20 protein-coding genes are annotated in these 25,035 nt (G+C 61.2%); 16 read left to right on the forward strand and 4 right to left on the reverse strand.

What is annotated here, in order from left to right:
• Positions 1 to 65 precede the first annotated feature (65 nt).
• Positions 66 to 1,298, forward strand: a complete 1,233-nt coding sequence (locus AAFP32_RS07430; protein WP_350271265.1) for an MFS transporter — start codon at positions 66 to 68, stop codon at positions 1,296 to 1,298.
• Between the two features lie 115 nt (positions 1,299 to 1,413).
• On the opposite strand, the gene AAFP32_RS07435 is transcribed toward AAFP32_RS07430, so the two are convergent.
• Together AAFP32_RS07435 and valS are read right to left on the reverse strand one after the other, a co-directional pair.
• Positions 1,414 to 2,103 carry an AIM24 family protein gene (locus tag AAFP32_RS07435; RefSeq protein ID WP_101618799.1) on the reverse strand — a complete coding sequence of 230 codons (690 nt, stop codon included), beginning with the start codon at positions 2,101 to 2,103 and terminating at the stop codon, positions 1,414 to 1,416.
• Positions 2,104 to 2,226: 123 nt separating this feature from the next.
• On the reverse strand, positions 2,227 to 4,872 hold the full coding sequence (valS, locus tag AAFP32_RS07440; protein WP_350271266.1) for a valine--tRNA ligase: 2,646 nt from the start codon (positions 4,870 to 4,872) through the stop codon (positions 2,227 to 2,229).
• Positions 4,873 to 5,010: 138 nt separating this feature from the next.
• Here valS and AAFP32_RS07445 point away from each other — a divergent pair, with 138 nt between their 5' ends.
• The 6 genes from AAFP32_RS07445 to ndk all read left to right on the forward strand — a co-directional run bounded on the left by AAFP32_RS07445 (position 5,011) and on the right by ndk (position 12,908).
• Complete coding sequence (locus AAFP32_RS07445) at positions 5,011 to 6,171, forward strand: acyltransferase (protein WP_350271267.1); 1,161 nt, start codon at positions 5,011 to 5,013, stop codon at positions 6,169 to 6,171.
• A 150-nt stretch (positions 6,172 to 6,321) separates the two neighbouring features.
• A complete protein-coding gene (locus AAFP32_RS07450) occupies positions 6,322 to 7,077 on the forward strand; it encodes an SDR family oxidoreductase (RefSeq protein WP_350271268.1) in 756 nt (251 codons plus the stop codon).
• A 313-nt stretch (positions 7,078 to 7,390) separates the two neighbouring features.
• Positions 7,391 to 10,657 (forward strand): isoleucine--tRNA ligase, encoded by a 3,267-nt coding sequence (gene ileS / locus AAFP32_RS07455; RefSeq protein WP_350271269.1) that lies wholly within the window; start codon positions 7,391 to 7,393, stop codon positions 10,655 to 10,657.
• Positions 10,654 to 12,042: a bifunctional folylpolyglutamate synthase/dihydrofolate synthase gene (locus tag AAFP32_RS07460; protein WP_350271270.1), complete on the forward strand. Its 1,389-nt coding sequence runs from the start codon at positions 10,654 to 10,656 to the stop codon at positions 12,040 to 12,042. The genes ileS and AAFP32_RS07460 overlap by 4 nt, the downstream gene beginning before the upstream one ends.
• A 4-nt stretch (positions 12,043 to 12,046) precedes the next feature.
• Entirely contained in the window at positions 12,047 to 12,412 is a 366-nt protein-coding gene (locus AAFP32_RS07465) for a DUF4233 domain-containing protein (RefSeq protein ID WP_101618794.1), read from the forward strand.
• A gap of 82 nt (positions 12,413 to 12,494) precedes the next feature.
• Positions 12,495 to 12,908 (forward strand): nucleoside-diphosphate kinase, encoded by a 414-nt coding sequence (gene ndk, locus AAFP32_RS07470; RefSeq protein WP_350271271.1) that lies wholly within the window; start codon positions 12,495 to 12,497, stop codon positions 12,906 to 12,908.
• A gap of 191 nt (positions 12,909 to 13,099) precedes the next feature.
• Here ndk and AAFP32_RS07475 read toward each other — a convergent pair whose 3' ends face one another.
• Positions 13,100 to 13,750 (reverse strand): vitamin K epoxide reductase family protein, encoded by a 651-nt coding sequence (locus AAFP32_RS07475; protein ID WP_350271272.1) that lies wholly within the window; start codon positions 13,748 to 13,750, stop codon positions 13,100 to 13,102.
• Positions 13,751 to 14,039: 289 nt separating this feature from the next.
• On the opposite strand from AAFP32_RS07475, the gene AAFP32_RS07480 reads away from it, so the two are divergent.
• A complete protein-coding gene (locus AAFP32_RS07480) occupies positions 14,040 to 17,177 on the forward strand; it encodes an Rne/Rng family ribonuclease (RefSeq protein WP_350271273.1) in 3,138 nt (1,045 codons plus the stop codon).
• Between the two features lie 147 nt (positions 17,178 to 17,324).
• Here the strand turns inward: AAFP32_RS07480 and AAFP32_RS07485 are convergent, their stop codons facing one another.
• Positions 17,325 to 17,732, reverse strand: coding sequence for a hypothetical protein (locus tag AAFP32_RS07485; RefSeq protein ID WP_350271274.1), 408 nt, complete (start codon positions 17,730 to 17,732; stop codon positions 17,325 to 17,327).
• A 191-nt stretch (positions 17,733 to 17,923) separates the two neighbouring features.
• Here AAFP32_RS07485 and AAFP32_RS07490 point away from each other — a divergent pair, with 191 nt between their 5' ends.
• From AAFP32_RS07490 to AAFP32_RS07525, 8 genes are all read left to right on the forward strand, one after another.
• Entirely contained in the window at positions 17,924 to 19,456 is a 1,533-nt protein-coding gene (locus AAFP32_RS07490) for an alanine/glycine:cation symporter family protein (protein ID WP_350271275.1), read from the forward strand.
• Positions 19,457 to 19,548: 92 nt separating this feature from the next.
• The gene (locus tag AAFP32_RS07495) at positions 19,549 to 19,869 is read left to right on the forward strand and encodes a chorismate mutase (RefSeq protein ID WP_350271276.1); all 321 of its coding nucleotides are present in this window, start codon (positions 19,549 to 19,551) and stop codon (positions 19,867 to 19,869) included.
• Positions 19,870 to 20,043: 174 nt separating this feature from the next.
• Positions 20,044 to 20,352: a 50S ribosomal protein L21 gene (gene rplU, locus AAFP32_RS07500; protein WP_029417392.1), complete on the forward strand. Its 309-nt coding sequence runs from the start codon at positions 20,044 to 20,046 to the stop codon at positions 20,350 to 20,352.
• A 13-nt stretch (positions 20,353 to 20,365) separates the two neighbouring features.
• Positions 20,366 to 20,617: a 50S ribosomal protein L27 gene (rpmA, locus tag AAFP32_RS07505; RefSeq protein WP_009884168.1), complete on the forward strand. Its 252-nt coding sequence runs from the start codon at positions 20,366 to 20,368 to the stop codon at positions 20,615 to 20,617.
• Positions 20,618 to 20,699: 82 nt separating this feature from the next.
• Entirely contained in the window at positions 20,700 to 22,262 is a 1,563-nt protein-coding gene (gene obgE, locus AAFP32_RS07510) for a GTPase ObgE (RefSeq protein WP_101643710.1), read from the forward strand.
• Entirely contained in the window at positions 22,259 to 23,425 is a 1,167-nt protein-coding gene (gene proB / locus AAFP32_RS07515; RefSeq protein WP_350271277.1) for a glutamate 5-kinase, read from the forward strand. The genes obgE and proB overlap by 4 nt, the downstream gene beginning before the upstream one ends.
• Positions 23,426 to 23,428: 3 nt before the next feature.
• On the forward strand, positions 23,429 to 24,718 hold the full coding sequence (locus AAFP32_RS07520) for a glutamate-5-semialdehyde dehydrogenase (protein WP_350271278.1): 1,290 nt from the start codon (positions 23,429 to 23,431) through the stop codon (positions 24,716 to 24,718).
• A gap of 151 nt (positions 24,719 to 24,869) precedes the next feature.
• Positions 24,870 to 25,034: a hypothetical protein gene (locus AAFP32_RS07525; RefSeq protein WP_167389343.1), complete on the forward strand. Its 165-nt coding sequence runs from the start codon at positions 24,870 to 24,872 to the stop codon at positions 25,032 to 25,034.
• The last annotated feature ends 1 nt before the right edge of the window (position 25,035 follow it).

A 25,035-nucleotide genomic window follows, 5' to 3' on the forward strand; every position in this document is an offset into this window, starting at 1 on the left:
CTCGTTAGATGAGGCTGTTCGCTGATACCAGACCCCTAAGATACGACAACTACCGCCGACTCTGGTTGGCTAACATAGTCACCGTCATCGGTGCCCAGATGACCGTGGTTGCCATTCCTGCACAGATCTATCACATCACAGGATCATCAGGGTATGTGGGTCTCAGTGGTGTCTTCGGGTTGGTTCCGCTCATCGTCTTTGGACTCTGGGGCGGTTCACTGGCCGATGTCATCGACCGTCGCAAACTGCTCATCATCTCCACCATCGGCCTCATCGTCGCCAGCTCGTTGTTGGCTCTCATCGCAGTCATGCAGCTTGGAAACGTGTGGTTGCTGCTGTCCGTGTTCTCCTTGCAACAGGCCTTCTTCGGCCTCAATCAGCCGGCCAAGGGCGCCCTGCTGCCGACCATCGTTCCACTCGAGCTCCTCCCTTCTGCAAACTCGCTCAATATGACTGTCATGACACTAGGTGCCGTGGCAGGACCGATCATCGGCGGGGCTCTTATCCCGGTCGTCGGCTACCAGATGCTCTACATCCTCGATGCGCTGTTCCTGGCCACTACTCTTTATGCAGTGATGCGTCTGCCTGCGTTGGTGCCCGGGAAGCAGCCCGACACACGCTCCGGCTTCAAGGGGGTCATCGATGGATTCCGCTACCTGGGAACGAACACCGTTGTCATGGTTTCCCTGCTTGTCGATGTCATCGCCATGGTCTTCGGAATGCCCAGAGCGCTGTTCCCTCAGATCGCGACCGAGACCTTCGGTGGGCCTCCCGCCGGAGGCATTGTCTTCTCGCTTCTGTTTGCATCTATGGCAGCAGGCAGCGCCCTGGCGGGCATCTTCTCCGGCTGGGTCTCTCGTGTCGAACGCCAGGGCCTGGCAGTGATCATAGCGATTCTCGTCTGGGGCACCGCCATGTCTCTGTTCGGGCTGTCTCTGGAATTCGCTTCCGGGTTCTGGACGGCAGCGCTCATCGTCGCGCTTCTCGGTTTGGCCATCGGTGGAGGTGCCGACATCATCTCCTCTGCCTTTCGCTCTACGATGCTGCAGGAGGCCGCCAGCGATGATATGCGCGGACGCATGCAGGGTGTGTTCATCGTCGTTGTCGCAGGGGGGCCACGCATTGCTGATGTTCTGCACGGTACAGTCGCTGAGATCACGAGTACGACCATTGCTTCGGCCGGAGGTGGCCTCCTCGTCATCGTCCTCGTCGTCGCTTGTGCAGTGATCTTCCCGACGTTCCGCCGCTACCGCGTGGAGCGCGGGGGAGCGGCGCAGTCGCGGACGTCCGTGAGCTAAAGGCCCACCCTAAACAACGAACCCGAGGCCGCCCGGCGTTGGTTCGGGCGGCCTCGGGCTCGCAACGTGAAGTGGACGGAGCTCTCTGCGTGAGTGTCCTTCGAGCCTGATCTGGCTAAGCTTGAGCGGAGTACACAGCGTTTTCAGCAGGCTGGACGACGACGAAACCGGGGCCGTGGAAGGCGAGCTGAACCGATTCACCTGAACCGCGGCCGAAGAATGTTCCCACGCTGACATCGGTCTTGATCTGCGGTGCCAATGACGATGACCAGCACACTGCGGCCTGCGGGTCGACGAAAGTCGGCTGCTGTGAGCAGTCGAGGACCATCGGCTCGCCCTTGCAGCAGATGGCAGCGGTGCCTACTCCGTTGAGTTCGAGGTTGAATAGTCCGGAGCCGCTGGCCATGGCACCGATTCCGCCCTTGATCCGCTTGATCTCCCAATTCAGAGCATCGTCGAAGGCCAACAGATTCGAGGTGTTGACCGTCAGCGAGTCCTGCTGACCTTCCAAGGCCATCATGAAGATGTTCGAGGCCTCACGGGCGAAGAACACTTCGCCATGGCCCTCGACCTTCATCACATTGCCGCCCTCACCGGTGGCCGCCTTCTTCATGAACTGTCCCACCGACTTCGATCCCTGGTGAGCGAAGTGGACGTCGCCCTGATAAGCGACCATGGCGCCCTTCGTGGCGATCATGGGCGCATTGGGTGTGATCACTGTGCGCAGCATTTTGTTCGATTGCAGGGTCCAGCGTTCCTGGTTCTGGATCTCTGCATTTCGCTTCGAAAAGAGTTCACTTCTCATAGTTCAAGGGCCTTTCGTCCATGAAGAAGCTCTCTACTCCTTCTGCTGTCGAGTCCATCGTATGTGTCTGAGCCCTCGGGAGGCCGGAGAGTCCTGTTCTGATCTTGGAACAAGCGTGGGCGGTCAGTCCTGATCGATGAAGTCGATCTCGGCAACCGTGATCTCCGCACCCTTTTCCTCGGTGACGAGCTTCTGGATGCGTCCAGCGGCCGTCAAATCGCCCTGGGCGCTCCTGATCGCGGCGACGACAGCTGCCGGAGCATGGATGGTGAGGCTGCGAACCTGCGTTTTCTGGGAGACCTTGGCCTCGGTCTTCGCTCTCCGGATTTCGCTGAGCACGGCGGCGACAGAGACCAACAGCTCCGGATCCACAGACGAATCAGGATGTGTCAGCTGCTCGTTTCCAGGCCACGGTGACCTGTGCACAGATCCCGTCCGCCACCATGACCACACCTCTTCGGTCACGAAGGGCATGATCGGGGCGAACAGACGCAGAAGCACGTCGAGAGCAGTTGCGAGGGTGACATGGGCGGAAAGCTGGCTGTCCTCGCCCTTGGCGCCGTACGACCTGTCCTTGACCAGCTCGACATAATCATCGGTGAACTCCCAGAAGAAACTCTCCGCAGCACGCAGAGCGTGCGCATAATCGTAGGCCGCCATATGCGTCGAAGCGGTCTCGACCACCCCGGCTAGCTTCTTGAGCAGCGCACGATCGAGATCGTGCGTCACGGACCCGATCTGGCCGACAAGACCGGAGTGCACACCCTGGGCAAGCGCGAACTTCGACGCGTTCAGCAGCTTCATAGCCAGCCGTCGCCCGATCTGCATCTGTGTCACGTCATAGGCTGTATCGGCACCGAGTTTGGCACTGGCCGCCCAGTAGCGCACCGCGTCGGGACCGAATCCCGGTTTCGCTTCGCCGAGGATGTCTGAGGGGACAACGACATTGCCCTTCGACTTCGACATCTTCTTACGATCCGGATCGAGGATCCACCCGGAGAGTCCGGCATGCTTCCATGGCGCGGCATCATTGAGCGAGTTTCCCCGGACGACAGTGGAGAACAGCCAGGTCCTGATGATGTCGTGTCCCTGAGGGCGCAGGTCGAAGGGGAAGACCTTGGAGAAGAATTCGTCGTCGCGGGACCAACCGCCCAACAGCTGCGGGGTCAGCGATGAGGTCGCCCAGGTGTCGAGGACGTCCGGGTCCGCTGTGAAGCCACCGGGCACATCACGTTGGTCAGCGGTGAAGCCTGCAGGCACCTCGGCGATGGGATCGGTGGGAAGGGACTCGGGGATGATCGGATCCGAGTAATCAGGTTCTCCGGCCGAATCCAAGCGATACCACAGTGGGATCGGCACGCCGAAGTAGCGTTGGCGGGAGACCAGCCAGTCACCGTTGAGGTTTTCTACCCAGTTCTCGTAGCGCGAGCGCATGTACGCCGGATGCCACTCGATCTCGCGACCGCGGGCGATGAGCGCATCGCGGAGTTCGGCCGAGCGTCCGCCGTTGCGGATGTACCACTGGCGTGAGGCGACGACTTCGAGGGGTTTGTCGCCCTTCTCGTAGAACGGCACAGGATGCGTGATCGCTTCGATTTCGCCGATGAGGTCACCAGATTCGGCGAGCATCTCGGCGATCTCCTTGCGGGCAGTGAAAGTAGTCTTTCCCGCCAGCCTCTCGTAGTTGGCCACAGCATCTGCCTTCGGCGACGCCGCGACCCATTCCGGGACTTCGAGGTTGAGTCGACCGCCGCGGTTGACGACCGCGCGCGTGGGCAGGTCGAGTTCACGCCACCAGGTGACGTCGGTGAGGTCGCCGAAGGTGCACACCATGGCAATGCCGGTGCCTTTGTCCGACTTCGCAAGTTCATGGGCGCGGACTTCGACGCTGACACCGAAGAGGGGTGAGACGACCCTGGAACCGATGGAGGATGCGTAACGCTCGTCCTCGGGATGAGCCACGAGCGCCACGACAGCTGGGATGAGCTCCGGACGGGAAGTGAGAATGACGATCGGATCCACTGAGGTATCGGCGAGGCCATCGGCACCCTCAGGGTAGAAGCTCACCTTGTGGTAGGCGCCGTCCTTCTCCCGATCTTCGAGTTCCGCCTGCGCGACGGCAGTGCCGAAGGTGACGTCCCACATGGTGGGAGCGTCCTGAGAATAGGCATGACCGTTCGCGAGATCCGTGAGGAATGCCTTCTGGCTGACCGAACGGGACGTGTCATCGATGGTGCGATAGGTGTACTTCCAATCCACGGACAGGCCGGTGGAACGGAAGAGGTGTTCGAAGACCTGCTCGTCCTCAGCGGACAGGGTCTCGCAGAGTTCGATGAAGTTCTGGCGCGAGACCTTGACGAAGTCACGAGAGTTCTTCGCGGGCTTCGCAGGCGGCTCGAAGTTCGGCTCGTAGCTTTGGGTGGGATCACACGTGACCCCGTAGTAGTTCTGGACGCGCCGTTCGGTCGGCAGGCCATTGTCATCCCAGCCCAAGGGGTAGAACACGTTCTTGCCCTGCATGCGCTGGTACCGAGCGATGATGTCGGTCTGAGTGTAGGAGAAGACGTGCCCGACGTGCAGGGACCCCGAGGCTGTAGGTGGGGGAGTGTCGATCGAATAGACCTGCTCGCGATCCGTATCGACGTCGAAGGCATAGACCCCGTTGTCGCTCCACGCGGCGTCCCATTTGTCCCGAAGTCCCTCAAGAGCCGGCTTATCCGGCAGGTTCACTGACTCGTGCGTCGAGTCCGAAAAGGCAGGTGTGTTCATAATTGTTGATTTTCTCACCCGGGAGGCCTGGGGCCAAACCGATCATTGAAGGTGTGTGAACTTCAGCGGTTCCAGGGAGCGACACTTACTGAATGGAGCGTGAGATGCCTCTGCGAACGAAAATGAGAATATTGGACCATGGCGCCCTTGGACAGAATCGGAACAGAGAACCTGCCGCCCACGTCGACCGCGTGGATGAACCCGGCCCGTGCGATCGCGATCGTGGCAGTCGTTGCCATCCATTCGCTGGGAACCGTCGTCGAAGAGAACTATGCGGCCATGGGTCCCGACTGGTGGGTGGCCAACGGCTTCGACTCCGCAGCCCGTTGGTCAGTTCCCGTGTTCATGATGATCTCTGGTGCGCTGGCACTGGACCCGGCACGTGGAAACAAGCCACGCAAGTTCCTTCGCAAGCGCGTGTGGCGAATCGGAATCCCCCTCGTGTTCTGGACGGCCGTCTACGTCGCCTTCAGACGTTTCTATCTGCTCCCGACCGACGACGGGTGGAACCCGGGGCTGGCCATCCTGACCGGTTCACCATTCGTGCAGCTCTACTTCCTCTACGTGCTCGCTGGGCTGACGCTGCTGACACCGTTCTTCCGGCTGCTCAGCATTCACGGTTCACGGCGCCTGCAATGGGGGACGGGCCTGATCTTCCTAGGCATCGGAATGCTCGACCAGTGGGCGAGCGTCGTCTTCGATGTGGGCGAGGCCAATATCGCCACGCGTTTCCTGCCGATGGCCGGCTTCTACATCCTCGGTTGGGTGCTGCGCGACGTAGTGCTCTCCTCCCGCGGCGTGGTCCTGGCGTGGCTGGCGCTTGCCGGCTCAATCACGATGACCATTGTGTGGGCCGGACTCGGCCCGGGCGAGAAGCCGTGGGACTTCCCCTACGAATACCTCTCACCGGGGGTCGTCATCGCCTCATTGGCCGCCTACCTTCTGCTTCACCACCACATGAACAGCGGTTTCCGGGTTCTGCACTGGTTCTACCCCTTCTCCTTCGGGGTGTTTCTGCTCCACCCACTCGTGCTCTACCCCCTGCGCAACGAGATGGGGCTGCCGACCACTGTCCCCGGTGTCCTCGTCCATGCGATCGCGATGCCGATCGTCTACACGATCATCTGCGCTGTCATCACCTGGCTGGCGGTCAAGATTCCCGGCGTGCGTGCCGTCTTCGGTGAAGGCGGACCCCGCAATCCGCATTCGAAGCCGAACCTACGGCCGCCGCGGGAGACGAACGGCAATCCGGCACAGAAGTCGGACCAGAAGCCGGACCCGGACACCACCAGTACTTAGCGTGCGACTGGACCTGCCGGACTCGGTTGGAACTCAGTAGACTGAGCAGTGACCCCGATGATCGTGTCTTCGAGCAGACGCGGCACGTCCAGGGACAGCTGCACACTTGGAACCATGGACAACTACGAAGAAGTACGGAGAAATACAGCGATGGAAACACTGAGAGCAGTCGTGACAGGCGCGAGTTCGGGAATCGGCGCCGCGACGGTTCGCCAGCTGCGGGAGCAGGGCTGGGACGTCGTTGCCGTGGCGCGGCGAGAGGAGAGGTTGCGGGCACTGTGTGAGGAGACCGGGGCCAGCTATGTTGTGGCTGACCTCACCGATGATGCCGCAGTCGCAGCTCTCACCGCCGAGGTGCTTGACGGGGGGCCCGTGCACTCTCTGGTCGCCAACGCAGGAGCCGCTTACGGCACCGACACCGTCGCCGAGGCCTCAGTTGACGGCTGGCGTGACATGTTCGAGGTCAATGTCCTCGGAGTCCTCCGAGTCGTCAAGGCGTTCCTTCCTGCCTTGATCGAATCCGGGCGCGGAGACATCGTCGTCATGTCCTCGACCGCCGGACACCAGGCCTACGAAGGCGGTGGCGGTTACGTCGCTGCCAAGCACGGCACGCATTCGATCGCCGCGACGCTGCGACTCGAACTCGCCGGTGAACCCGTGCGCGTGATCGAAATCGCTCCGGGCATGGTCGCTACCGAGGAATTCACGCTGAAACGAGTCGGCGGCAGTCAGGACAGAGCCGACAAAGTCTACGAAGGGGTGGAGAATCCGCTCACCGCGGAGGACGTCGCCGATGCGGTGGTCTACTCACTGACTCGACCGCACCACGTCAACGTCGATCTGATGGTGATCAGACCGATCGCTCAGGCCGCGCAGCACAAAGTGGCACGCAACCAGGGCCTCTGAGCTCGGGAGCCAGGCGCTTGCGCACGGTCGAGTGGTCGACACCGCAGGCCAAGGTATACGATTGAGGGTGCGTAGATCCGGCCATCACCGGGGAGCATCCGGAAGAACAGTGCGTTCGTCCCTCGCCGAGGACTTCGGCAAGTCAGAAGGCACCCAGTAGAACCGGGCGGTTGGACCCGTCATCACTCCGGCTATGAGCGATCCGTCGATCGTCTGTCTCATCCGACAGTCGTTGAGAGCGGATAAGCGAGGTGGTACCGCGGCAGGCTTGTCGTCCTCGTGACAGTGACCGCAGTGACTTAAAAGGACGCTCATGACGCAACCGTTGTATCCCAAGGTATCGACCTCGGCCTTCGGCCTCAGTGCCTCGCCAGATTTCCCCGCCATCGAAGAGGCAGTGCTCGCCTACTGGCAACAGGACGACACGTTCCAGGCTTCAATCGACCAGCGTGATGCCGGGCAGAATGGTGACAACGAGTTCGTCTTCTATGACGGCCCACCCTTTGCCAACGGGCTGCCCCACTACGGGCACCTGCTGACCGGATACGTCAAGGACGTGGTCCCACGCTTCCAGACCATGCGCGGCAAGAAGGTCGATCGCCGCTTCGGCTGGGACACTCACGGCCTCCCGGCAGAGCTTGAGGCCGAGCGTCAGTTGGGCATCACCGACAAATCAGAGATCAGCGGCATGGGCCTGGCCGCATTCAATGACACCTGCCGCTCCTCCGTCCTGAAATACACGAAGGAATGGGAAGAGTACGTCACACGCCAGGGCCGGTGGGTGGATTTCGAGAATGACTACAAGACGCTCAACGTCGAATACATGGAAAGCGTGATCTGGGCGTTCAAACAGCTCTGGGACAAGGGTCTCGTCTACGAGGGCTACCGTGTCCTGCCCTACTGCTGGAAAGACCAGACTCCACTGTCGAACCACGAGCTGCGGATGGACGACGATGTCTACAAGTCGCGCCAGGATCCTGCGGTGACCATCGGCTACAAGCTCAAAGATGCCGACGAATGGGTCCTCATCTGGACGACGACGCCGTGGACTGTTCCGTCCAACCAGGCTGTCGCGATCAACCCTGAGATCCCGCTGGTCGCCGTCGTCGCTGGTGAAGATGGAGCTCCTGAACTGCAGGGCAAGACCCTGATTCTCGCCGAGGCCCGCCTCGGCGCCTACCAGCGTGAGTTGGGGGAGAACCCCGAAGTGCTGCGCACTTTCTCCGGCAGTGAACTCCTCGGGCGCGAATACGAGCCTGCTTTCCCGTACTTCGAAGGCCGACAGGAAGAATTCGGCGAACGGATGCACACCATCCTCGAAGCCGACTTCGTCACGACGGACGAAGGCACCGGAATCGTCCACCAGTCTCCAGCCTTCGGTGAAGAGGACAAGGACCTCACCGACTCCTATGGCATCACCGCCGCCCGTCCCGTTGACGACGCCGGCTGCTTCGACTCCACAGTGGCTGACTACGCAGGGCAGCAGGTCTTCGACGCCAACAAAGCCATCATCAAGGACCTGCGCAACGCCACCGGTCCGCTGGCGGGTCGTTCGGCGCTGCTCGTCCGTCACGAATCCTACGAGCACTCCTACCCACACTGCTGGCGCTGCCGCAATCCGCTGATCTACCGCGCCGTGTCCTCCTGGTTCGTTCGGGTGACGGAGTTCAAGGACCGAATGGTCGAACTCAACGAGCAGATCAACTGGGTCCCCGACAACGTCAAGCACGGACAGTTCGGCAGATGGCTGGAGAACGCTCGGGACTGGTCGATCTCCCGCAATCGCTTCTGGGGTTCGCCGATCCCGGTCTGGACTTCCGATGACCCCGCATATCCACGCACCGATGTGTATGGATCCCTGGCCGACATCGAGGCCGACTTCGGGCACCTGCCGGTCAATGACCACGGTGACGTCGACCTCCACCGCCCCTGGGTCGACGACCTGGTCCGGCCCAACCCTGACGATCCGACGGGTACGTCGATGATGCGTCGCATCCCGGAGATCTTCGACGTCTGGTTCGACTCGGGATCCATGAGCTACGCTCAGGTCCACTATCCGTTCGAGAACTCGGAATGGTTCGACAACCATTTCCCTGCCGACTTCATCGTCGAATATGTCGGACAGACTCGCGGCTGGTTCTATCTCCTGCACGTGCTCTCGACAGCCATCTTCGACCGTCCTGCCTTCACCAACTGCATTTCCCACGGCATCGTGTTGGGCTCCGATGGACAGAAGATGTCGAAGTCGCTGCGCAACTATCCTGACGTCAATGAGGTCTTCGACCGTGACGGCTCCGATGCGATGCGCTGGTTCCTCATGGCCTCGTCCATCCTGCGCGGCGGTAACCTCGTCGTGACAGAGCAGGGTATCCGTGATGGAGTGCGACAGGTCGTTCTCCCGCTGTGGAACACCTGGCAGTTCTTCGCCACGTATTCCAACACCGCAGACGGTGCAGACGGAGAGAAGGCTGGGTACCAGGCCGAAGCCCGCTACGATTCTAGCCAGGTGCTCGATCGGTATCTGCTGGCCAAGACCCATGACCTGATCGCAGAGTACGCAGATGCCATGGAGGGCCTCGATATCTGGGCGGCCTGCGAACTCGTGCGCAGCTACCTCGACATGCTCACCAATTGGTACGTGCGCCGTTCCCGTCGCCGCTTCTGGGACGGGACCGAGGCGACCCACGAGTCGTTCGATGTGTTCTACACCTGTCTCGAAGCGTTCTGCCGAGTCGCCGCGCCGCTGCTGCCATTCACCGTCGAGGAGATCTACCGCGGACTCACCGGCGAGCGGTCGGTCCACCTAGCCGATTACCCCGATGCAAGTCTGTTCCCCGCCGATGATGAGCTCGTGTCTGCAATGGACCTGACTCGCGACATCTGCTCAACCGCGTCCTCCGTGCGTAAGGCCAACAAGCTGCGGGTGCGCCTTCCCCTGGCCAAGCTCACCGTCGCCGATGACACTGACCTGGGCAGCGAGTTCACCGGCATCATCTCCGATGAGCTCAACGTCCGTGAGGTCGAAGTGCTCGACGTCGCCGAGGCGGAAGCTGCAGGCTTCTCTTTGTCTCAGAGCCTTGTGATCAATGCCCGCGCCGCAGGACCCAGGTTGGGCAAGCAGGTGCAGCAGGTGATCAAGGCTTCGAAGACCGGAGATTGGTCAGTCGCCGACGACGGCTCGGTGACCAGCGGCGGAATCGACCTGGTCGATGGCGAGTACACCCTGGAGTCCGTGGCCGAATCCGGCACAGAGGGGATGGAGCTGGCCGCGCTCGATTCCGGTTTCCTGGCGCTCGACACGCGTGTCACCCCGGAGCTCGAGGCCGAAGGCGTCGCTCGTGACACGGTCCGTGCCATCCAGGGAATCCGTAAACAGCTGGACTTGCACATCTCCGATCGGATCACGGTCGTCATCGAAGCGGAGACCGATTTGGCAACCGCGCTGAGAGCCCATCGGGAGCTCATTGCCGGCGAGACGCTGGCCACCTCAATCGACTTCGCTGAGGTTGACACTGACGGGCAGGTCTTCACCCCCGAAGAACTGCCGGCCGGAACACGATTCGCTGTGAGCCGAGCATGAGCACGGACGAGCGCGAAGAGAATTCGCAGTCCCAGCTGGTCCGCGTCTACGCAGCACTGCTGGCGCGAGCGGGGGAGACCCAGGTCGAGGTCCGACTTGATGCCACCCGTCGTGCCTGTGAGCTTCTCGGTGACATACATCGGGCGGCACCAACGATCACGGTCACCGGAACGAACGGCAAAACCTCGACCGCGCGAATGATCGACTCGATCGTGAGCGCTCACGACCTGAGGGTCGGACGGTTCACGAGTCCGCATCTGCATTCGGTGACTGAGCGGATCTCGGTCGACGGTGATCCAGTGCCGGCTGAGACCTTTGTCCGAGTTCATGACGAGATCTCACCGGTGCTCGACCTCGTCGACGCAGAACTCGTCACTGCGGGGCGAGGGAGGCTGACATTCTTCGAGGCGCTGACCATCCTGGCTTTCGCCGTGTTCGCAGACGCACCCGTCGATGTTGTCGTGACCGAAGTGGGAATGGGCGGTGAATGGGATTCGACGAACGTTGCCGATGCAGAGGTATGTGTCTTCACGAAGATCGGCCTCGATCATCAGGTGTTCCTCGGCGACACGCTCACCGAGATCGCCACCACCAAGGCTGGAATCCTCAACCGCAGTATCGATCCTTCTCCGGCGCCGAACCCGGTTGCTGTCATCGGTGCACAGACCGAAGAGGCGCAGAGTGCTTTGGACGCTGAGGTGGAGCGTCGGCACGTTGTCGCATTGACCGAGGAACGCAGCTTCCGACTTCTCGACCGCACACGGGCGGTCGACGGACAGCTCATCACCGTGCAGGGAATCCGGGATGTCTACACGGACATCTTCTTGCCGCTGCACGGCATCCATCAGGCACACAATGCGGCTCTGGCGCTGATCGCGGCGGAGGCGTTCCTCAGTGATGAGGACAAGCCGCTGGTACTGGACACAGTGGCCGAAGGCCTGTCCCATGTGACGTCTCCTGGCCGCGCCGAGCTTGTCCGGACAGGTCCGGCAGTGGTCGTCGACGGGGCGCATAACCCCGACGCCGCCCACGTGCTGGCAGAGACCATCACCGAGGCATTCGACTTCGACTACACCGTGATGGTTCTGGCGATGTTCGCCGATAAGGATGTCCTCGGCGTGCTCGAGGAGCTTCACCGCAGCGCCGATGTGTTCGTCGTCAGTGAGGCACTGAACTCCCGTGCATTGGATGCCCACGAACTGGCCGAGGCTGTCCGCGAATGGGTGGATGAGGACTCTGTGATCGAGACACCGGATCTCAACGCGGCTCTGATGAAGGCCATCGACCTGGCGAACAATTCCGGGGCGACGAGCCCAGGGATCGTAGTCACCGGGTCTCTCCACACCGTGGCAGAAGCCCGTCTGCTGCTCGGTAAGGAGGAATGAGCTGATGAAATCGAAGTTTCCCGTCCTGTGCGGCTCGATCCTCATCTGTGAACTCTTCATCGTCTACTTCGCAGTGCTCACCGCCTACGGTTTGGCCGTCAAGACGGCTGGATCCCTGACCCTGGGACAGCTGCTCCTCGGCGCATCCGTGATTGCAGTTCTGGCAATCGCGTCGGTCCTGCTGCTGCCACGGCGGATCGGCCAGAAGCGACCAGGGGTGGCACTGGGCTGGGTCGTGCAGATCCTCCTGCTTGCCTCGGGCTTCCTCATCACCTCGATGTTCTTCGTCGCAGCGATCTTCATCATCATGTGGGCGGTGTCGGTGTACTGGTCGGCAAGGATCGACAGGGAAGTGGCGCAGCGGGCCTGAACCGCCTCGGCGATTGACATCAATGAACTCAACGGCGGCTAAACTATGACCGCCGATCATCGCATAAACGAAAAGGACTGGAATGGAACGCACTCTCATCCTCATCAAGCCCGACGGTGTCGAACGAGGACTCGTGGGACAGATCCTCGCTCGGATCGAAGCCAAGGGATATGCCATCGACGCACTGTCGCTGCGAACCGCGACGGCGGAGGAACTCTCCGCGCACTACGCGGAGCATGAAGGCAAACCCTTCTATCAGCCGCTCGTCGACTTCATGTCCGAGGGACCGATCGTTTCAATCATCGCCTCCGGTCAGGGCGTGATCCCCGGATTCCGTTCGTTGGCAGGTGCGACCGACCCCACGGCGGCGGCACCGGGCACAATTCGCGGCGATCTTGGCCGCGATTGGGGCGAGAAGGTTCAGAAGAACCTCGTGCACGGATCCGATTCCGTCGAATCGGCTGAACGTGAGATCGGAATCTGGTTCCCCGCCTGAAAAGTCTCGGTGCACAGACGCGGGTGCCCTGCAGCATTTCTTCCTCAGAAGAGTCTGCTGCAGGGCGCCCGCGTCTTCTCATCTCAGTCGTCAGTCTTTCAAGGCTGCGGACACACAGACCCGCACAATCGGCCCTTCCCCGCACTCAACGGGTCACCGGTCCAGGAAGGCGGCGGCCGAGCCGCTGCCACTCAGATCAGGGTCGAGAAGAAGTTCCAGAACTGGACGACGATGCAGGCTGCGATGACGAGCATCCATAGAACGAAGATCGCCACGTTCTCCTTGGACAGGACCCTGGCGATCGGATTCTTCGCGATCGTGACGCCGAAATTGCCGGCAAGTGCATTATGGGCCGTGACAGCGACGAACATCGGGATCGTCACCGTCCACACCACCATGCACCAGGGGCAGCCGACGCCAATCTCGTAGATCGAGACGTAGAACAGGAACATGACAAGAACGGTGCCGAGGGCGAGGCCGATGTTGAGCCCGACCATGACCCACCGCGGGATCTTCGCCCCGGCGAGGAGCAACACGCCGAGAAGCAGCGGGAAAATGAAAGCGCCGATTCCCAGGAGTTGATTGGGAAATCCGAAGAGTTGACTCTCCGCATACTCCATCACAGATCCGCAGGAGAAGAACGGGTTGAGGTCGCAGGAGAGAACCGCGTTCGGGTCCTCCAACTTTTCGTACTTCTCGACGGCGAGAGCGAAGGACGCCAAGAAACCGACGACGGATGCGACGATGAGGAAGATGCCGAAACTCGTCGGCCGCAGCACCCAGGATCGGGTCTGCGGCAACACGGTGATGTCGTCGTCAGGAAGGGTCTCTGTGGTATTCACACTCCAAGAATGCCTCCCCGGACACTGCGCAGCAAACGGGGGCAGCTGTGAATCGCCACAATTCTAAAGTGACGGACAGCGCAGACGGTTGAGATCGGCAGAAGCACTCCGAATGATCTGTGACATAATGATGAGACGGATACTTGTTCTCACACCGAGCAAGAGAAGTGCCTCCACCGAGTCGAGGGTACGACCTCGCAGGTCGACACCAAGAAGAGGCAGCACCGAAGGCCTACGCGCTGAGCGCGAGCTGGAGGTGCCATCCACAAGTTTCGGTCCGACTTGGACCATGCAAGGATCCGAAGATCCGTGGGGTGTGGACGGAGTCTTCGGTCTGGGAGAAATGATGAATGACGCGTCGAACGACGGCAACGAGACAACAGAGGGCATCCTCGCGGACCTCGCCAATCTGCAGCAGTCGGTGAACACTTCCGACTCCTCTCATGAGGATGTCGACGAGAGCATCAGAGCGAAGCTCGACAACATCGCCGAGGCTGCGGAGTCTCTGCGCATTACCGAGTCGAGCGATGATGACTCGGACGAGGACCTTCCCGAGCAGAGCCCGAGCGCTCCGAAGAAGGCACGTGATGCCGTGGCCAACAGAGGACTCGTATTCGAGCAGTTCGTCCGTGAGTCCGCCGAGGATTCGCAGAGCGCGACGAGCACTGTCCGGGGGAGCGAGGCGAACGATCCTTCTCACACCGATGAGACTGACGTCGACGACAACGAATCCGCAGACACTTCTGCGGTTGAGGACTCGTCAGCCCCGGCCCCTGCATTCGATCCCCGCAATCCGTTCGCCGCACCGAGCGTTGAGCCCGCCCCTGCCCCGGCCCCGCGCAACTCGTCCGCCGTGCCACACGATGGTGGACTGATCTTTCAGGTGCCCAAGGCTGAACTGGCTCAACCCGTGCGAGCCGAGAACGACACCGACGATTCTGCTGACACCGACGAAGACGACCACGACTCGGATGACACCGAATCAACAGACGACGGCCGGAACCGCGCGAAGAGCGAGGACTCCGACGACAATGACTCGAACGATTCCGGTGGCCGTCGTCGTCGCCGCGGTGGCCGTGGCCGCCGCTCCCGCGGACGCGAGGACAACGGCAGCGATTCCGACAACGAGGATTCGGCATCGTCAGCGGACGATTCTGCTGACGATGCGTCCGACAACCACTCGCATAAGCGTGAGTCCGGCTCCGGCAATCGTTCGGAGAAGAAGACTCAGCAGGCAGACTCGAACAAGTCCGCAGAGGCCAAATCCTCTGCTGACAAGACCTCCGGCCAGCAGTCGGAGAAGTCCAATGACTCCGATGATGACGATGGCGATGATGATGACGACAACGGTTCGCGTCGCCGTCGTCGCCGTCGTTCACGGACGCGCAGCACCGACAACGATGAGGTGACGTCGCTGAAGGGCTCGACTCGCCTCGAAGCCAAGCGCCAGCGCCGTAAGGAGGGCCGTGAGGCCGGCCGCCGTCGCCCCGTCATCACCGAGGCTGAATTCCTCGCCCGCCGAGAATCGGTCGACCGGACGATGCTGGTGCGTGAAAGCGGTGAGCAGACACAGCTGGTCGTCGTGGAAGACGGGGTCACAGTCGAGCACTACCTCAAGGAGAACCGCCAGCAGTCCTCCCTCATCGGCAATGTCTACCTGGGCAAGGTCCAGAACGTGCTGCCAAGCATGGAGGCCGCATTCATCGACATCGGCAAGGGCCGCAATGCCGTGCTCTACGCCGGCGAGGTCAACTGGGACGCGCTCGGCATGGATGGGAAAGCACGCCGCATCGAGGTTGCACTCAGCCCCGGCGACGCGGTTCTCGTCCAGGTCACCAAGGACCCGGTCGGTCACAAGGGTGCCCGTCTGACGAGTCAGATCTCCCTGCCCGGGCGTTTCCTCGTCTACGTGCCCGGCAACTCGATGACGGGCATCTCGCGGAAGCTGCCCGACGTCGAGCGCAATCGCCTGAAGAAGCTGCTCAAGGAGCTCGTAGGCGACTCGAACGGAGTCATCGTGCGCACCGCAGCCGAAGGCGCTACTGACAAAGAGCTCGGCAGAGACGTCGAACGGCTGGCGAAACGGTGGGAGACCATCGAGAAGAAGTCGAAGTCGACGAAGGTGCTCGCCCCTCAGCTCCTCTACAGCGAGCCGGATATGATCGTGCGGATCATCCGCGATGTCTTCAATGAGGACTTCTCCTCTCTCGTCATCGACGGCGACGGCGCCTGGAACACGATTCACGAATATGTCGAGGCCGTGGCGCCGGACCTGCTCGGTCGCGTCCACCGCTACAGCGAGGACGAAGACATCTTCGACCACTACCGGGTCGAAGAGCAGGTGCAGAAGGCGCTGCAGCGCACCGTGAACCTGCCATCGGGCGGTTCGCTGGTCATCGACCGGACCGAGGCCATGACGGTCATCGACGTCAACACCGGCAAGTTCACCGGTTCGGGTGGGAACCTGGAAGAGACCGTGACCCGCAACAACCTGGAAGCGGCCGAAGAAGTCATCCGCCAGGTGCGCCTGCGGGACATCGGCGGCATCATCGTCGTCGACTTCATCGACATGGTCCTCGAATCGAATCGGGACCTTGTCGTGCGCCGTCTCGTCGAGTGCCTGGGCCGTGACAGGACCAAGCATCAGGTCGCTGAGGTGACTTCTCTGGGGCTCGTGCAGATGACGCGTAAGCGCATCGGCACCGGACTCGCGGAGTCCCTGGTCAGCGCCGGGGCCGATCTTTCCGGTCGGGGTCTGCTGCTGCCTGGCTCAGACGAGGACGGCTCGAAGGCCCATCACGGCAATCGGTCCGCACAGAGCGACAACTCGAACAGCAAACGTGATCGCAAGCGTCGCGGTGACAACAAATCGTCGTCGAAGTCCAATGACTCCGATGGCCACTCCGACGCCGCGACCAACGACGTTTCGCGTTCGGCCGTTAACGCCATTGCCAAGGCCACGCTGAAGAAGGACGAGACGGAGTCGAAGGACGCCGAGTCGTCGACGAACACCGACACCTCCAAGGAATCGCAGAGCAACGAGTCTGCCGAGTCGAACGGCAGCGGCAAGTCCAGCCGATCCCGCAACCGCAACAGCAGGAAACGGTCCAACGCAAAGGCCGTGGAAACGTCGGAGTCAACGCAGGACGAGTCAAAGCAGGACAAGTCGAAGCAAGACAAGTCGAAGCAGGACGAGTCGTCACAGGACAAGCCTGCGCAGGCGAAAAAGCCTGCCCGGGCGAAAAAGCCTGAGGTACCTGCTGCCGAGCTCCCACTGATGATCGGAGCCGAGACGGCGACCAAGGTGGCTGCAGCCGAACCGGTCAAATCAGCCCCGCGACAGAAGCCTGCTGCCAAGGCCCGGCCCACGAGCGAGTCGGCGCAGCAGTCGTTGCCGACCTCGTTCGTGATCATCGGCGAAGACTGAGCACCATGGCCACTGTCGTCTGAGTGACGAGAGTATGAAGCAGAGAGGCGCCCCACTACCGATCATGAGGATCGGTGGTGGGGCGCCTCAGCACTTTCATTCTTGATCACTCGTCGTGCTGATGGTCGGTTGCGCTGCCTGACCATCTCAGAGGACGATCATCCGGTTCGCTACGGGATCGCTGCGCTGGAAATGCCCGAGGTTGACGATCCCGCGTCCCTCGACCTGCTCGATGGCGCTTTCGACCACGTCGAGAACGCCTGCAACGACGAACGGCCACGCTGCAACGACCGCCGTGACCTCAGCGGAGAGTTTCGACGTGATCTCATCGGTATTGCCGGGCAAGGGCATACGATTCGGATCTGAGTGGCCGTAGGCATAGGAGTTCACGATCTGGCGCACAGCGGTCTCGGACTGGAAGGCGACGAACTCGTCGAAGACATCGACGTCGAACAGTGCCCGAGCGGTGTTTTGGACCAGCCAGACGGCCGCGGACGCCACCGGGACGATTGGATTGCCATCGAGGTCGTTGACCTTGGTGAAGTATCCGGACACGCCACAGGCCGAGCTTGTCTGTCCACCAAGACGGGGGTGTTGCGGCCGTTCCTGCGGTTCAGGACGCGAAATGAGACTCAGATCTCAAAAGCAAGTGGATGATGTGACGTAGATAACAGTTGGATAACTGTATTCGGGTAGTGCTTCATAGTGCTTGCCACATGGGTGGGGGTACGGCAAGTTATTGCACTATGGACACATTGTTATTGGCAGCAATTGCCCCTAAATCTCCCTTCGACGACGCCATCAACGCATGGTTCGACCCCATCGCCACCTTCTTCGGCGGGATCATCTTCTTTCCCATCACTCTTGGGCCTATCTCCTTCCCTTTCGTGGTTCTCTGGCTGGTCGCTGCGGCGCTGATCTTCAGCGTCTACTTCGGCTTCATCCAATTCCGCGGATTCAAGGTCTCTCTCGAAGTGATCCGCGGAAAATACTCATCCAAGGATGATCCCGGTGAGATCACTCACTTCCAGGCACTGGCCTCGGCACTGTCCGGCACGGTCGGGCTCGGCAACATCGCCGGCGTTGGTGTGGCCATCGCACTCGGTGGCCCCGGCGCCACCTTCTGGATGATCATCGCCGGTCTGCTGGGCATGTGCACGAAGTTCGTCGAGTGCACCCTCGGTGTCAAGTATCGGGAGATCGACGAAGACGGCGTCGTCTACGGCGGTCCCTTCAAATATCTGCCTATCGCGTTCCGCAAGTTCACCAGGCCGGTGGCCACTCTGCTGACAGGAATCTTCGCGGTCTCCATCCTCGTCTTCGGCGTCGTCGGCGGCGGAATGTTCCAGGCCAACCAGACCTTCGCCCAGGTCCGCACCGCCACCGGCGGCGCCGAGGGCTTCCTTGGTGGAGCCTGGGCATCGTTGATGTTCGGAATCATCTTCGCCGTTCTGGTCGGCCTCGTCATCCTCGGCGGAATCCGTTCGATCGCTCACGTGACCGACAAGCTGGTCCCCGCCATGGGCATCTTCTATGTGATCTCCTGCCTGCTGGTGCTGGGTATCAACTTCCCCCAGATCCCAACCGCCTTCGGTGAGATCATCACGGGTGCGTTCAACCCGCAGGGAATCGCCGGCGGCATCGTCGGTGTCATGATCATCGGCTTCCAGCGTTCGGCCTTCTCGAACGAGGCCGGAATCGGCTCGGCGCCCATTGCACACTCTGCAGTCAAGACTCGTCGGCCGATCTCGGAGGGCTTCGTCGCTCTGCTCGAACCCTTCGTCGACACCGTCATCGTCTGCACCATGACCGCGCTGACCATCATCGTCGCCAACCAGCCCTCGTACACCGAGGACCTCGGTGCGGGAGAGATCGGTGGAGTGGCCTTGGCCTCTGACGCCTTCTCCACCGTGGCCAGCTGGTATCCGGTGCTCCTGGCTATCGCGGTGGCCCTCTTCGCCTTCTCCACGCTCATCACTTGGGCCTACTATGGAGAACGTGCTTGGGCCTATCTCTTCGGCAAATCGAAGGGTGCCATCACAGTCTTCCGTGTTCTCGTCTGCCTGTTCGTGGTCATCGGCTGCGTCGCCAGCTTCAGTAAGATCGTTGAGTTCGCTGATGCTGCTCTGTTCCTCTGTGCGTTCATCAACATCCTCGGCCTCTACATGCTCATGCCGGTGGTGAAGAAGGAGATGAAGAAGTACTTGGCTGATCGGAAGGCAGGTACACTCACGGATCCCGACACTAAGGACGCTGTTCCTGTGGAGGAGCTGGTCTGACCGAGTGCAGCTTCCCTGAGACCGATCCCGTGCATGGCGCGGGGTCGGTTTCTGCGTGCCGTCTGAGGAGCCCCCTGAGGCTGGTTAGACTGATGCATGTGGATCAGATCAACGATAAGACACGTGCCCAGGAGCGACTGTTGGAACTGCGCGGAAGCATTGACAACATTGACGCAGCGCTCATCCATCTGCTCGCCGAGAGGTTCAAGCTCACAGAGACAGTCGGTGAGCTGAAGGCCGACCATGGCCTGCCTCCCGCAGATCCTGCGAGGGAAGGCAGGCAGGTCGCCCACCTTCGACGGCTGGCAGAAGATGCGCACCTGGACCCGGAGTTCGCGGAGAAGTTCCTGACCTTCATCGTCGCCGAGGTGATCCGTCACCACGAACGGATCGCGGAGACCCGAGAAGCGTGAGTTCTCGAACTCGAATGGTTTGGCCAACAGCCGTCGAATCCATTAGACTGGATCGTCGGTGCTGCGAGCACCACGGCTGGTGATTCCTCTCAATGGGACACTCGGGGAAATCCTTCCTCGGGAGCCAAGGGATCAACCGCCGTTCGTTTGTGTATGAACAGAAAGGGTTCGACCATGGTCTATGCCATTGTCCGTGCCGGTGGCCATCAGGAAAAGGTCAGCGTCGGCGACATCATCACAGTTAACCGAATGAAGGCGAAGGCCGGGGAAAGTGTCGAACTCGATGCCGTCCTCCTCGTCGACGGTGAGACTGTCACGACGGACGTTGACGCCCTGTCGAAGGTTGCGGTCAGCGCTGAGGTCGTCAATGAACTTCGCGGTCCCAAGATCATCATTCAGAAATACAAGAACAAGACCGGTTACAAGAAGCGTCAGGGCCACCGCCAGGACCTCACCCGTCTGAAGATCACGAACATCAAGTAAGAGGAGACTTCACATGTCAAGCAAAAAGGGAGTCAGCTCGTCCCGTAACGGTCGCGACTCGAACCCGCAGTACCTCGGTGTGAAGCGCTTCGGTGGGCAGGTTGTCAAAGCCGGAGAGATCATCGTTCGCCAGCGCGGAACAAAGTTCCACCCAGGCGCCAACGTCGGACGCGGCGGAGACGACACACTCTTCGCACTGTCCGCAGGAGCCGTGGAATTCGGCAAACGCAACGGTCGTAAGATCGTCAATATCGTCGGCGCTTGATCGACTAGTTCTGTTTTTCCCCTGATAGGGGTTCATGAAGGGTGAGTCTCGAGACTCACCCTTCATCTGATATAAGGACATTATGGCCACCGAGTTCATAGACCGTGTCACAGTCCATCTTTCCGCCGGGGACGGTGGCAACGGCTGCGCCTCGATCAGGCGCGAGAAGTTCAAACCTCTTGGCGGCCCTGACGGCGCCAACGGAGGTCAGGGCGGTGACGTCAAATTCGTCGTCGACGCTCAGACCACAACCCTGCTCCCACTGCATCACCGTCCGCATCTGACTGCGAATGACGGCGGCATCGGGAAAGGCGATCTGCGCCATGGTGCAGACGGCGGAGATCTCATCATCGCCGTCCCTGAAGGCACGGTCGTGAAGAATCGGAACGGCGAGATCATCGCCGACCTTGTCGACGCCGGCACCGAGTACGTCGCTGCCGCAGGTGGCCGTGGCGGCCTCGGCAACGCCGCTTTGGCCTCGTCCAAACGCAAGGCCCCGGGCTTTGCCCTGCTGGGTGAACCGGGCGAGACCCTGAGCTTGGTGCTGGAGCTCAAGACGATCGCGGACATCGCGCTCGTCGGATATCCTTCAGCTGGCAAATCCAGCCTCATCGCGGCCATGTCAGAAGCCAAGCCGAAGATCGCGGACTATCCGTTCACCACGCTGGTGCCCAACCTCGGCGTGGTTCAGGCCGGCGATGTGCGATACACCATCGCCGATGTCCCGGGCCTCATCCCAGGAGCCTCAGAAGGCAAGGGCCTTGGTCTTGAGTTCCTCCGTCACGTCGAACGCTGTGCCGCGCTGGTCCACGTCGTAGACATGGCGACCTGGGAGCCAGGCCGTGATCCCGTCTCGGACCTGACCATTATCGAATCGGAGCTCGCCGCATATGCGGTCGATCTCGACGACGGAAGCGGACTGCAGCCTCTGTCGGATCGTCCGAAGCTTGTAGCACTGAACAAGGTCGACATCCCCGACGGCCATGACTTGGCCGATATCGTCCGTCCCGATCTGGAAGCCGCCGGCTATCGGGTGTTCGAGATCTCAGCAGTCAGCCACGCGGGCCTGCGGGAGCTGTCCTTCGCGATGGCGGAACTCGTCACAGCCGAACGTGAGCGTCGGGAAGCACTCGAGGCAACGCCACGACGTGTCGTCATCCGCCCCAGGGCCGTTGACGACCGTGGTTTCCAGGTTCAGGCCGAAAGCGACGACGACGGTCCTGTCTTCCGCATCCGCGGTGTCAAACCGGAGCGTTGGGTTCGGCAGACGGACTTCGCCAACGATGAGGCTGTCGGTTACCTCGCAGATCGCCTCGATCGCCTCGGAGTCGAGGAGTCTCTGTTCAAGGCCGGTGCCAAACCCGGCGATACGATCGTGATCGGCGGAGATGACGGCGTCGTCTTCGATTGGGATCCGACAAGTGTCGGAGGCGCCGAGCTGCTGGGCAGCCGCGGGACGGACCTGCGCTTGGATGAGGATGCTCGTTCCACTCGTAAGGAACGCAAAGCCGCATTCCACGATCGGATGGATGCGAAGGCCGCTGTCCGTGCCGAGTTCGAAGAGGAGCGGCTTGCAGACCGTGCCGGTCGCAGTCGAGAAGAGTCCGCTCGCGTACCTTCCGATCCCGAGTCCGGCCAGGAATGAGCGAGAGCCAGCTCACCGACTCTGGCAGCGTCTCGGCGCGCACCGATATCGCAGCAGCCCGACGCATCGTGATCAAGGTCGGCTCCTCATCTCTGACCACCCTTGACGGAGGGTTGGATGAGGCGAAGCTGATCGCGCTCACCGATGTCATCGGTGCCCATCGTGCCGCCGGTCACGAGGTCATCCTCGTGTCCTCCGGTGCGATCGCCGCCGGGCTTGAACCAATGGGGTTGAACAAACGGCCCCGTGACCTTGCCACTCAGCAGGCCGCTGCCGGAGTCGGGCAGGGTCTGCTCATGGCCGCCTACACCCGGGCGCTGGGTCGTTACGATCTGGTGCCCGGACAGGTGCTGCTGTCAGCCGATGATCTGATCCGACGCACTCGGTACAAGAACGCCCAACGCGCCATCGACAAGCTTCTTGCCCTCGGCACCCTACCGATCGTCAATGAGAACGATGCTGTGGCGACCGAAGAGATCCGTTTCGGTGATAATGATCGCCTGGCCGCACTCGTCGCACACCTTGCACACGCAGACGCTCTCGTGCTGCTCTCTGATGTCGACGCCCTTTATTCCGGTCCGCCGCATCTGCCCGAGTCGGTGTGCATCGAACAGGTATCTTCCATCGCAGACCTCGGCGACATCGCCATCGGGGGGACCGGGGCCGCCGGTACCGGCACAGGAGGCATGGCAACAAAGGTCGAAGCTGCGCTCATGGTTGCTGACTCGGGGATACCCGCGGTGCTGACCTCGGCTGAGAGGGTCTCAGCAGTGCTCGGCGGAGAACGGGTGGGCACCTGGTTCTCCGTGACGCACAAACGTCGCGGAACGCGTCTGCTCTGGCTGCGCCATTTGGCTCGCACGTTCGGCTCGGTGACCATTGACAATGGCGCAGAATCCGCTGTGCTCTCACGTGGGACCTCTCTGCTGGCCGCCGGCGTCACTGGCGTGTCCGGCGATTTCGAAGCGGGCGATCCCATCGAGATCAGAAACTTAGATGGTGAGGTCGTCGCCCGCGGCATGACCAACTTCTCATCACACGAACTGCCCGCGATGTTCGGCTTCTCGACGGACGAACTTGGCACCCGACTCGGAAGTGACTACCGTAAAGAGGTCATCCATCGCAATGATCTCGTACTCACTCATGTGAGCGGGGGGAGATAGTCCATGACCGCTGTATCCGAGATACATCCGAAGACCGTTCGGGGCGTCACCAGAGTGGTCAGGAACGCAAAGAGCGCCGCCGCTCGCCTGGCGACCACCTCGACTGCAGAGAAGGACGCCGGGCTGCGCGCGATCGCCGAAGCCCTGCGTGAGAATTCGGCGCGAATCGTCAAAGCCAATGAAATCGACATCGCCGCCGGCATCGACAACGGAATGAACGCAGGGCTCCTTGATCGGTTGCGACTCGATCATGATCGCGTCGAAGCCATGGCCGCATCGGTGGGAACGATCATCGATCTTGACGACCCGGTGGGCAATGTCGTCGTGGGACGAGTTCTGCCCAATGGCATCCGTTTGACCCAGAGCCGTGTGCCGATGGGGGTGATCGGCGCGATCTACGAAGCTCGCCCCAACGTCACCGTCGACATCGCGATCCTCGCACTCAAAGCCGGCAATGCCACCGTCCTGCGCGGAGGTTCAGCCGCTCAGAACTCTAATGCTGAGATCGTCTCCGTGCTGCGCAAGGCCGTGGAATCAGCCGGGTTGCCCGTAGATTCGATCAACGGAATCGACCAATACGGACGCGACGGCGCCAGCGTGCTCATGAACGCACGCGACTACGTCGACCTCCTCATTCCACGCGGTGGCGCCGAACTCATCAACACAGTCGTGCAGGAGTCGCTGGTTCCAGTCATCGAGACTGGAATCGGGAACGTCCACATGTTCATCGATTCATCGGCCACCGTCAAAAATTCGGTCGACCTGGTGGTCAACTCGAAGACGCATCGGCCCAGCGTCTGCAACTCACTCGAAACCCTGCTGGTTCATGAGAAGGCAGCCAAGCGCGTCCTCCCCAAAATCCTCGAGCGGCTCGACGCAGCCGGGGTCGTTCTCCACGCCGACTCCAGCGTTGCGGCCCTGGCACCGGAGTCCATGAAGGTCAAGCGTGTCTCTCGACGTGACTGGGCGAAAGAATATCTTGACCTCGAACTGGCGGTGAAGGTCGTTTCGGGTATCGACGAAGCCATCGAGCATATTCGCGCCTATTCCTCAGGTCACACCGAAGTGATTGTGACCAAGGACATCGACAATGCAGAGACATTCGTCACAGCCATCGATGCCGCAGCGGTCGGGGTCAACGTGTCCACGCGATTCACCGATGGGGGAGAGCTCGGCTTCGGCGCAGAGGTGGGAATCTCGACCCAAAAGCTTCACGCCCGTGGGCCTATGGGTGTTGAACAGCTGACGACAACGAAGTGGGTCATGATGGGTAATGGTCAAATCCGGAGCTGATGCAGCCCTGGCCCGAGGGCGCCGACGGTGAACTCGGTCCGAACTCATACCCATGTCGATGCCCACTTGTCTCATCGTTCATGAGAAACTGAAGGCATACGCACTGCGACGCAGACAGACCGCGTCATCATCACTGAGAAGGAGAGAGCACGTGAACGCAGCCCTGTTGACCACCGTTGCCGAAGGCGCGGAGAAGGCAGCCCACCACACCGAATTGCCGATGGACCCGATCTTCTTCGGACTCATCACCCTCGCGATCTTCCTCTCGATGGCAGCAGTGAGCCGGTCGTGGAAGGGAATCTCGAACCGCCACTGAT

Origin of the sequence: Brevibacterium sp. CBA3109 (genome assembly GCF_040256645.1) — a bacterium.
Taxonomy (GTDB): Bacteria; Actinomycetota; Actinomycetes; order Actinomycetales; family Brevibacteriaceae; genus Brevibacterium; species Brevibacterium koreense.